We start from the raw sequence: 9,837 nt of genomic DNA, 5'->3' as shown, positions 1-9,837 counted from the left end.
CCGCGACAACTGATTTCGCGAGCACATGGGTAACTCACCGGGAACTTCCGGCCCTGTACCACCGTCACGCCGCCGGCCCGCCGACAAACTCCTGAGAACTCTTCGACCGGCAAAAGTCGCGGAGTGGCGGAACAGCTAGAGTGCTTGGGTGCGCCTTGTCATTGCTCGTTGCCAGGTCGACTATGTCGGTCGACTGACCGCCCACCTCCCGATGGCTCGTCGGCTATTGCTGATCAAGGCCGACGGGTCGGTGCTCGTGCACTCCGACGGCGGCTCGTACAAGCCGCTGAATTGGATGAGTCCGCCGTGCTGGTTGGTGGAGCAGGAAGTGCCGGAGGCGATGCCCGCCGAATTGCCCGACGGCGTACGGCCGTTGCGGGAGGGGCAGACACCGGAGCCGGTGACGGCGAAGGCGCTGTGGGTGGTGACCAACAAGGCCGGCGAGGAATTGCGGATCACTATCGAGGAGATCGAGCACGATTCCTCACACGACCTCGGTGTGGACCCCGGGCTGGTCAAGGACGGCGTCGAAGCGCACCTGCAGGAGCTGCTCGCCGAACACGTGACGAAGCTCGGGGAGGGGTACACGTTGGTGCGGCGTGAGTACATGACCGCGATCGGCCCGGTCGACCTGCTGTGCCGCGACGCGGACGGCGCCACCGTGGCGGTCGAGATCAAGCGTCGCGGTGACATCGACGGTGTCGAGCAGCTCACCCGGTACCTCGAATTGCTCAACCTCGATCCGCTGCTGGCGCCGGTGGCCGGGGTGTTCGCGGCGCAGCAGATCAAGCCGCAGGCGAAGACGCTGGCCGAGTACCGTGGAATTCGGTGCCTCACGCTCGATTACGACGAGCTACGCGGCACGGAGAGCAACGTTTTCCGGCTGTTCTAGGAGGAGAGTCTCATGCCGCGACGTAGACCGCGCAGCGGGCGTCCTGCGGCGCCCCGGGCGATCGGGGACGTGTACGGCCGCACCGAGGACGGCCCGGGCGACGAAACCTATATCGTGCGAACGGTTCCCGGCGCGCGTGCGGTGAAGACCTATCGGTGCCCCGGCTGTGACCACGAGATCGCGACCGGAGTCGCCCACATCGTGGCCTGGGCCGCCGAGGGCGGCGAGGACGACCGCAGACACTGGCACCAGGGGTGCTGGAACGGCCGACGCACCCGCGGTATCACGCGTCGCTGGTCGTAACGGCAGAGACACCGAAAAGAGACACCGAAAACCGAAGGCCGCCTCGATGATTCGAGGCGGCCTTCGGTTTTTCCGAGTGAATGTCGTGACGAGTCCGACAGATGATCAGTTGACGTCGGCGCTCTCGCGGTCCTCATCGACGATGTCCTCGTCGGCGACCTCGGGGATGGCCTTGTTCTGACGCGAGCTCGACACCGACTTGTTGCCGTTGTTGCTGATCGACTTGCGCTCTGGCGTGCCGTCGAGCAGTTCGCTCTCGCGGTTGACCGCGGCGAGCATGGCGGGCACGGAATCGAGCTGACCGCGGATACCGAGCAGCTGGGCCAGGACCCGGCCGCGCAGCACGCGCATCTCCTCGGCCAGTTCCTTCGCGTGCGCGATCTTGCGCTCGGAGGTCTGGGTGGCGGAGCTGATCAGGCGGTTCGACTCGTCGGTCGCGTCCTTGATCCGCTGGGCGGCTTCGGCGCGACTGGTGGCCTCGAGCTCCTCCATGGCACGGGTCAGCTTGGTGCGCCGATCGTTCATGGTGGCTTCGAAGTCCTGCTGGGTGGCCTTGCGCTTGGCTTCGGCCTCCTTGCCCAGACGTTCGACATCGGCTTGGGCGGCTTCGATGATCTTGGCCGACTCGGTGCGCGCGTTCGCGAGGGTCTGCTCGAACTCGATCTCGAGCGCCTCGCGCTTCTCCTTGGTCTCCGCGAGCAGCGACTCGTACTTGCCACGCATCTCGGTGGCCTGCTGCTCGGCGATCGACACCATCTCGGCGGCTTCGGCCTGCGCCAGCGCGCGGACCTCGGACGCTTCGTCCGAGGCCAGGCGCAGCATGCGCGAGATGCGGTCGGACATACCTTCGGCGGTGGTCGGCGGCACGGAAAGCCGGTCGACCTCCTTGCGGAGCTCATCGATCTCGTCCCGGGCATCTTCCAGCTGGCTGGCGAGATTGCGGGCCTGCGCTGCGGCAGCGTCCCGGTCGGTGGCGGTGACGCGGAGCTCAGCGTCGAAGCGGTCGAAGTAGTTGCGCACCTCGTCTTGCGCATAACCCTTGCGCACAACGGTGAAGGGCAGTGCAACGAAGCGATTGCGATCGGACTCAGGTGACGACATGGCACACAAAATACAGCCTCGAGCGGATGGATGGAGACTCGACCGTGATTGTGATCTCGCCGAGATTTACCGACAGTACCGGTGTACTAGTGCGTAACATCGGGGTTCGGCTCCACTAGCTCGACCAGCACACCGCCAGCATCCTTCGGATGGATGAAATTGATGCGGGAATCGGCGGTTCCGTGGCGAGGAGCCTCGTACAGCAAACGCACGCCGCGCCCGCGCAGGAAATCCGAAACCGCCTCGATGTCGGTGACCCGGTAGGCCAGCTGCTGCAGTCCGGGGCCGCTGCGGTCGATGAACTTGGCGATCGTCGACTCCGCGGTGAGCGGGGCCAGCAACTGCAGGGCGGTCGCGCGGTCGGCGGCGGCGGGGCACGAGAGCATGGCCTCGACGACGCCCTGGGCCTCGTTCACCTCGCGGTGAGTCTCGACCATGCCGAGATTGTCGGTGTACCAGGACACCGCGGCGTCCAGGTCGGGCACGGCGATGCCCACATGGTCGACGGCGATGATGTAGTCGGCGGGGATGAAGTTCTCATTGGTCACCCTACGAAGTTAGCGCGGACCTGCGTTCCCGGCGCGGGCTTCTACGGGTTACCGTGGAGTCCAACTCCCGAGTACGCGCGGTGCTGCTGTGTGCGTCCGGCGAGGATCGACTCAATGAATGCGAGGCTTTCGTGACCACTTCTGTCATCGTGTCCGGTGCGCGTACCCCGGTCGGTCGGCTCCTGGGCGGTTTGAAGGGCTTCAAGGCCTCGGATCTGGCCGGTGTCGCGATCAAGGCCGCGCTCGAGAAGGGCGGCGTCGCACCCGAGCAGGTCGACTACGTGATCCTCGGCCAGGTGCTGCAGGCGGGCGCGGGACAGTTGCCCGCGCGCCAAGCCGCCATCGCCGCGGGCATTCCGATGGATGTGCCGTCGATCCTGATCAACAAGGTCTGTCTGTCCGGCATCAACGCGATCGCGCTGGCCGATCAGCTGATCCGCGCGGGTGAACACGAGATCGTGGTCGCCGGCGGCATGGAGTCGATGAGCCAGACCCCGCACCTGCTGCCCAAGAGCCGCGAGGGCTTCAAGTACGGCGACACCACCCTCGTCGACCACATGGCCTACGACGGCCTGCACGACGTGATCACCGACCAGGCCATGGGCCTGCTCACCGACGATCGCAACGACCTGGACAAGGTGAGCCGCGAGGAGCAGGACGCGCTGGCCGCGGCTTCGCACCAGCGCGCCGCCGCCGCGTGGAAGAACGGCCTGTTCGAGAACGAGGTCGTGCCGGTCGCCGTGCCGCAGCGCAAGGGTGACCCTGTCTACGTGACCGAGGACGAGGGCATTCGCGCCGACACCACCGTGGAGTCGCTGAGCAAGCTGCGCCCGGCCTTCCGCAAGGACGGCACCGTCACCGCGGGCACCGCCTCGCAGATCTCCGACGGCGCGGCCGCGGTGATCGTGATGAGCAAGGCCAAGGCCGAAGCGCTCGGGCTGGAGTGGATCGCCGAGATCGGCGCCGCGGGCCAGGTGGCCGGGCCGGATTCGACCCTGCAGGACCAGCCGGCCAACGCCATCCTCGCCGCGTGCGCGAAGGAGGGCATCACGCCCGCCGATCTGGATCTGATCGAGATCAACGAGGCGTTCGCGGCCGTGGGGGTGTCGTCGACCCGCAAGCTGGGCTATGACCCGGAGAAGGTCAACGTCAACGGTGGCGCCATCGCCATCGGGCACCCGCTCGGCATGTCAGGTGCGCGCATCCTGCTGCACCTCGCGCTGGAGCTGAAGCGCCGCGGTGGCGGCGTCGGCGCTGCCGCGCTGTGTGGCGGTGGCGGCCAGGGTGACGCGCTGATCATCCGCGTACCCGCCTGATCCTGTTCGACCACGAAAGCCCTGGTATTCCGTCGGGAATGCCAGGGCTTTCGTGTGACCGGTCCAACTACATGGTGTCGTAGATCATGCGGCACAATGGGGGGTATGGGTTTCTTCGATTTGCGGTCAACGGCCAGTCGGTTTCGGTTCTTCGCGGTGCTCGAGGCGCTGTCGTGGATCGGGTTGTTGGCGGGAATGGCGTTCAAGTACCTGCCCGCGGAGGGCAACGAGATCGGGGTGAAGATCTTCGGGCCGGTGCACGGTGGGATCTTCGTGCTGTTCTTGCTCTCGGCGCTGCTGGCCGCGCGGGAACTGAAGTGGAGCTGGAAGACCACGGTGCTGGCGCTGGCGTCGAGCATTCCGCCGCTGTTCACTGTGATCTTCGAGGTCTGGGCGGTGCGCACCGGACAGCTGGGTGAGCTGAGCGCCGACGCGAGCAAGGGCTCCGCGGCTGCTGCGCCGGCGGCTTCGTGACAAACTGGAAACCGTGACTCGACCCGCTGCCCGTCGTCCTTCGCCCGCCGCTGCCGCCGCCATGTCCGGCGCGGTGGATTTGTCCGCGCTGAAGCAGCCGCCCGCCGCTCCCGGTGGCGCTGCTGCTCCGGCTTCGGGGAACCATACGGTCACCGAGGCGGACTTCGAAGCCAAGGTGATCCGGCGCTCGACGCAGGTGCCCGTGGTGGTCGCGCTGTTCTCACAGCGCAGCGCGGGCAGTGTCGAGCTGGTTCGTACCCTCGAACGGTTCAACGCCGAAGACCGGGGCGCCTGGGATCTGGCCGTGATCGAGGCCGAAGCCAATATGAACATCGTGCAGGCGCTGCGCGTGCAGGGCATTCCGACGGTGATCGCGGTGGCAGGCGGGCAGCCGCTGGCCGATTTCGAAGGCGCGCAGCCGGATCCGCAGGTGCGGCAGTGGCTCGACGCTGTGCTGGACGCGACAGCGGGCAAGCTCGAGGGCGACCCCGACGCGGCTCCCGCCGAGCCCGAGATCGAGGACCCGCGCTTCGTCGACGCGGAGGACAAGCTCTCCGAAGGTGACTTCGCCGGCGCCGAGGCGGCCTACGAGGCGATCATCGCCGAGGAACCCGGCAACGAGGAAGCCAAAGCGGCCCTGCGCCAGCTGCGTTTCCTGACCAGGGCCCAGCAGCTGGACCCGGCCGTGGTCGCCACCGCCGACGCCGACCCGGCGAATCTGGATGCCGCACTCGACGCCGCCGATATCGAGATGTTCGAGCAGCGACCCGAGGCGGCCTTCGATCGGATCATCGCGATCGTCAAGCGCACCGCGGGCGACGACCGCACCAGGGCCCGCACCCGTCTGCTCGAACTGTTCGAGCTGTTCGACCCCGCCGAGCCCTTCGTGATCGCGGCTCGCCGCAAGCTCGCCGCCGCGCTGTACTGACGACACCTACGAAGAGGCCGCCCCGGCCGTGCGACCGGGGCGGCCTCTTCGTTTCTCGCCCAGCTACCTCGCGCGAGGACTAGGCGGGCGAGCTCAGCCAGAGGGCGCTGTGCGGCGCCAGGGTGACGGTCGTCGAGCAGGGCTGACCGTGCCACGGGGTGCCGTCGGTGATGACGGCGCCCAGGTTGCCGATGCCGGAGCCCGCGTATTCGGCGGCGTCGGTGTTGAGGATCTCGCGCCAGGAACCGGGGTGGGGCAGGCCGATTCGGTAGTTCTCGCGGATAGCGCCGGAGAAGTTGAAGACGGCGGCGACCGCGCTGCCGTCGGTGGCCCAGCGCAGGAAGGCGAAGACATTGGCGGTGCTGTCGTCGGCTTCGATCCAGGAGTGGCCGCCGGGGGTGGTGTCCTGGGTCCACAGCGCCGGGTGGGCGGTGTAGGTGCGATTGAGGTCGGTGACCATCGTCGAAATGCCTTGATGGAGTGGGTTGTCCAGTTCCTGCCAGTCCAGGCCGCGGTCGTTGTCCCATTCGCGGAACTGGCCGAATTCCTGGCCCATGAACAGCAGTTGTTTGCCCGGGTGGGCCCACATGTAGGCGAGCAGGGCGCGCACGCCGCTCGCCTTGGCGAAATCGTCGCCGGGCATGCGGGTCCACAACGTGCCCTTGCCGTGGACTACCTCGTCGTGACTGATCGGCAGGACGTAGTTCTCGCTCCACGCGTAGACCAGTGAGAACGTCATCTCGTTGTGGTGCCAGGAGCGGTGGATCGGGTCCCGGCCGAGGTAGCCGAGCGTGTCGTGCATCCAGCCCATGTTCCACTTCATGGTGAAGCCGAGGCCGCCCACGTCGGTGCCGCGGGTGACGCCGGGCCAGGTGGTCGACTCCTCGGCGATGGTGACCACGCCGGGATGGGCGCCGTGCACGGTGTCGTTGAGTTCCTGCAGGAAGTCGACCGCTTCCAGATTCTCCCGGCCACCATAGATATTGGGCTCCCAGCCGCCCTCGGGGCGGGAGTAGTCCAGGTACAGCATCGAGGCGACGGCGTCGACGCGCAGGCCGTCGATGTGGAATTCGGAGATCCAGAAGGCCGCGTTGGCGACCAGGAAGTTGCGGACTTCGTTGCGACCGAAGTCGAAAACGTAGGTGCCCCAGTCGAGTTGCTCACCACGGCGCGGGTCGGGATGTTCGTAGAGTGGGGTGCCGTCGAAGCGGGCGAGCGCCCATTCGTCGCGGGGGAAGTGCGCGGGGACCCAATCGAGCAGTACGCCGATGCCCGCGTTGTGGAGGTGGTCGACGAAGTAGCGGAAGTCGTCAGGACTGCCGAAACGCGAGGTCGGAGCGTAGTACGAGGTGACCTGGTAGCCCCACGACCCGCCGAAGGGGTGCTCGGCGACCGGCAGCAGCTCGACATGGGTGAAGCCGGTGGTCCGCAGGTAATCGGCCAGCTGGTGCGCCAATTCCCGATAGTCGAGTCCGGGTCGCCACGAACCGAGGTGGACCTCGTAGGCGCTCATGGGGGAGCGAACCGCGTCGGTTCTCGCGCGTGTGTCGAGCCAGGCGCTGTCGGTCCACACGTGGTCGGCGCGCGCCACCACCGAGGCGGTCGCGGGCGGTACCTCCGTCGAAAAGGCCAGGGGGTCGGCATGATCCACGACGCGACCGTCGGCGCCGTGGATGCGGTACTTGTACCGCGTGCCCGGCCCGACGCCCGGCACGAACACCTCCCACACGCCGGAACCGCCCAGCGCGCGCATCGGGGCCGAGGTGCCGCTCCAATGATCGAAATCGCCGAAGACGGTGACGCCGCGGGCATTCGGGGCCCACACCGCGAAGGAGGTGCCGTCCACTTCGCCGTCGAGGGTGGTGTAGTGGCGCGGATGGGCGCCGAGTACTTCCCAGAGACGGGTGTGTCTGCCTTCGCCGATGAGGTGCAGATCGAGTTCGCCGACGGTGGGCAGGAAGCGGTACCCGTCGGCGGAGACCACCGTCTGGCCGCCCGGGTACTCGGCGCGGATCCGGTAGTCGTCGATCTGTGGATAGGGCAGGACGGCGTCGAAGATGCCGTGGCCCAACGACTTCAGCCGATGCTGGGACGTTCCGACCAGCACGGTCACTGTTTCGGCGTGGGGGCGAAGGACACGAACCGCCGTGCCGTCGGCGTGGGCATGCGCGCCGAGGACAGTGTGCGGGTCGGTGTGGGTGCCCGCGGCCAGCAGCAGGAGATCGCGGCGCTTCATCGCAGGGTCTCGCGGTAGGCCAGCGGCGCGCGAGCGGCAGCCGCGACGCCGGGCAGCGACAGGATGTGCGCGACCGCACGGGTGGGGTCGAGGCGCACGAAATTCTGCTGGCCCCAGTGGTATTCCTCGCCGCTCACCTCGTCGAAGACCACCGGATGGTCGTGCCATTCGCGGCCGATGGCGGGCAGGTCGAGCGAGATATGGCCCTGCTCAGCGGCATAGGGGTTCAGGTTCACGACGACCAGCACCGCGTCGCCGGTGGCCGGGTCGACCTTGGAGTAGGCGATCAGCGCGTCGTTGTCGACGTGATGGAAGTGGATGCAGCGCAGTTGTTGCAGCGCGGGGTGATTGCGGCGGATCTCATTGAGACGAGTGAGCCACGGTTCCAGGGATTCACCGCGTTCGAGGGCGCCGGCGAAGTCACGGGGACGCAGTTCGTACTTCTCCGAATCGAGGTATTCCTCGCTGCCCTCGCGGACCGCCTCGTGTTCGAACAGCTCGAAACCGGAGTACACGCCCCAGGTGGGCGACAGGGTGGCGGCGAGCGCGGCGCGGACGGCGAACATGCCGGGGCCGCCGTGCTGCAGGCTCTCGTGCAGGATGTCGGGGGTGTTCACGAAGAGATTGGGCCTGGCCTCGTCGGCCTTGGCGGCGATCTCGTAGCCGAACTCGGTGAGTTCCCACTTGTGCACGCGCCAGGTGAAGTAGGTGTAGGACTGGCTGAAGCCGCGGCGGGCCAGGCCGTAGAGGCGGGCCGGGCGGGTGAACGCCTCGGAGAGGAAGATCACGTCGGGGTCGGTGCGGCGCAGCTCGGTGATCAGCCACTCCCAGAAATCGGCGGGCTTGGTATGCGGGTTGTCCACGCGGAAGATGGTGACGCCGAGGGAAATCCAGTGCCGGACCACGCGCAGGATCTCGGCGTAGAGGCCGTCGGGGTCGTTGTCGAAGTTGACCGGGTAGATGTCCTGGTACTTCTTCGGCGGGTTCTCGGCGTAGGCGATGGTGCCGTCGGGCAGGGTGGTGAACCATTTTGGGTGGGCGGCGACCCACGGGTGATCGGGGGCGCACTGCAGAGCCAGGTCGATGGCTACTTCGAGGCCGAGAGCTGTTGCCGTGGAGACGAACTCGAGGAAATCTGCCTCGGTGCCGAGCAGTGGGTGCACGGCATCGTGTCCGCCGTCCGCCGAGCCGATGGCCCAGGGTGAGCCGACGTCGCCTGCCTCGGTGGTGAGAGTGTTGTTGCGGCCCTTGCGATTCACCTCGCCGACCGGGTGGATCGGGGGGAGATAGACCACGTCGAAGCCCATGCCCGCGATGCGGGGGAGTTCGCGGGCCGCCGTGGCGAAGGTGCCGTGGATCGGCGCGCCGTCGGCGTCACGCCCGCCCGTGGAGCGGGGGAAGAACTCGTACCAGGACCCCACCAGGGCGCGACGGCGTTCGACCAGCACCGAGAACTGGGTGCCGCGGGTGAGCATCTCGCGCAGCGGGGTGGCGCGCAGGATCTCGGCGACCTCCTCGGAGAACGCGGGTGCGACCCGCGACGGCAGTTGTTCGTCGCCGCGCAGGGCGGCGGCGGCGGCGCGCAGGCGTTCGAACTGCTTCTTCGGGACGGCTTGGGCGGCGCGCTCGAACAGGAGGGCGCCGGTCTCCAGATCGTTGGCGAGGTCGGCGGCGGACTGGCCGACCGACAATTTCGCCTCGACCGCGCTGCGCCAGGTGGCGATGGGGTCGCTCCAGCCCTCGACCCGGTAGGTCCACACGCCGGGGAGGTGGGGGGTGAAAAGGGCATTGAAGACGTCGGGCTGATAGTCGGGCGACATCCGGATGCGGGTGATCCGGGAGGAGCCGGGGGCGCGGACCGCCAGGGTGGCGGCTACCGCGTCGTGACCTTCGCGCCAGACGACGGCGCGGACGGGGAACACCTCGCCGACTGCGGCCTTGGCCGGGCGGCCGCCGGGAATGGACGGGGCGATGTCATCGATGGCAATCCGGCCGGTCACTCGGCTAACTTACTGCATTTTCGCTGGGCTGCAGCGTTG

The 9,837-nt window shown here is 67.6% G+C and carries 9 protein-coding genes; 5 read left to right on the top strand and 4 right to left on the bottom strand.

The window, feature by feature from the left end:
• Nucleotides 1–148 precede the first annotated feature (148 nt).
• Together nucS and NA12_RS31595 are read left to right on the top strand one after the other, a co-directional pair.
• Nucleotides 149–892, top strand: coding sequence for an endonuclease NucS (gene nucS / locus NA12_RS31600; RefSeq protein ID WP_067460001.1), 744 nt, complete (start codon nucleotides 149–151; stop codon nucleotides 890–892).
• A gap of 12 nt (nucleotides 893–904) precedes the next feature.
• Complete coding sequence (locus tag NA12_RS31595) at nucleotides 905–1,195, top strand: Rv1322 family protein (RefSeq protein ID WP_067459999.1); 291 nt, start codon at nucleotides 905–907, stop codon at nucleotides 1,193–1,195.
• Between the two features lie 105 nt (nucleotides 1,196–1,300).
• Here the strand turns inward: NA12_RS31595 and NA12_RS31590 are convergent, their stop codons facing one another.
• Together NA12_RS31590 and mce are read right to left on the bottom strand one after the other, a co-directional pair.
• Nucleotides 1,301–2,296 (bottom strand): coiled-coil domain-containing protein, encoded by a 996-nt coding sequence (locus NA12_RS31590; protein ID WP_084473310.1) that lies wholly within the window; start codon nucleotides 2,294–2,296, stop codon nucleotides 1,301–1,303.
• 86 nt (nucleotides 2,297–2,382) lie between these two features.
• A complete protein-coding gene (mce, locus tag NA12_RS31585) occupies nucleotides 2,383–2,844 on the bottom strand; it encodes a methylmalonyl-CoA epimerase (protein WP_174551151.1) in 462 nt (153 codons plus the stop codon).
• A gap of 131 nt (nucleotides 2,845–2,975) precedes the next feature.
• Here mce and NA12_RS31580 point away from each other — a divergent pair, with 131 nt between their 5' ends.
• From NA12_RS31580 to NA12_RS31570, 3 genes are all read left to right on the top strand, one after another.
• A complete protein-coding gene (locus tag NA12_RS31580; protein WP_067459997.1) occupies nucleotides 2,976–4,160 on the top strand; it encodes an acetyl-CoA C-acetyltransferase in 1,185 nt (394 codons plus the stop codon).
• 105 nt (nucleotides 4,161–4,265) lie between these two features.
• On the top strand, nucleotides 4,266–4,634 hold the full coding sequence (locus tag NA12_RS31575) for a DUF3817 domain-containing protein (RefSeq protein ID WP_067459995.1): 369 nt from the start codon (nucleotides 4,266–4,268) through the stop codon (nucleotides 4,632–4,634).
• 61 nt (nucleotides 4,635–4,695) lie between these two features.
• The gene (locus NA12_RS31570) at nucleotides 4,696–5,562 is read left to right on the top strand and encodes a tetratricopeptide repeat protein (protein ID WP_067459993.1); all 867 of its coding nucleotides are present in this window, start codon (nucleotides 4,696–4,698) and stop codon (nucleotides 5,560–5,562) included.
• A 79-nt stretch (nucleotides 5,563–5,641) separates the two neighbouring features.
• Here the strand turns inward: NA12_RS31570 and glgB are convergent, their stop codons facing one another.
• Both glgB and NA12_RS31560 read right to left on the bottom strand, forming a co-directional pair.
• Entirely contained in the window at nucleotides 5,642–7,798 is a 2,157-nt protein-coding gene (gene glgB, locus NA12_RS31565; protein ID WP_067459991.1) for a 1,4-alpha-glucan branching protein GlgB, read from the bottom strand.
• The gene (locus NA12_RS31560; RefSeq protein WP_067459989.1) at nucleotides 7,795–9,798 is read right to left on the bottom strand and encodes an alpha-1,4-glucan--maltose-1-phosphate maltosyltransferase; all 2,004 of its coding nucleotides are present in this window, start codon (nucleotides 9,796–9,798) and stop codon (nucleotides 7,795–7,797) included. Before NA12_RS31560 ends, glgB begins: the two co-directional genes overlap by 4 nt.
• Nucleotides 9,799–9,837: the final 39 nt, after the last annotated feature.

The sequence above is a fragment of the Nocardia alba NBRC 108234 genome (assembly GCF_001612665.1).
Taxonomy (GTDB): Bacteria; Actinomycetota; Actinomycetes; order Mycobacteriales; family Mycobacteriaceae; genus Nocardia; species Nocardia alba.
This window is presented reverse-complemented; position numbering and strand designations above follow the sequence as displayed.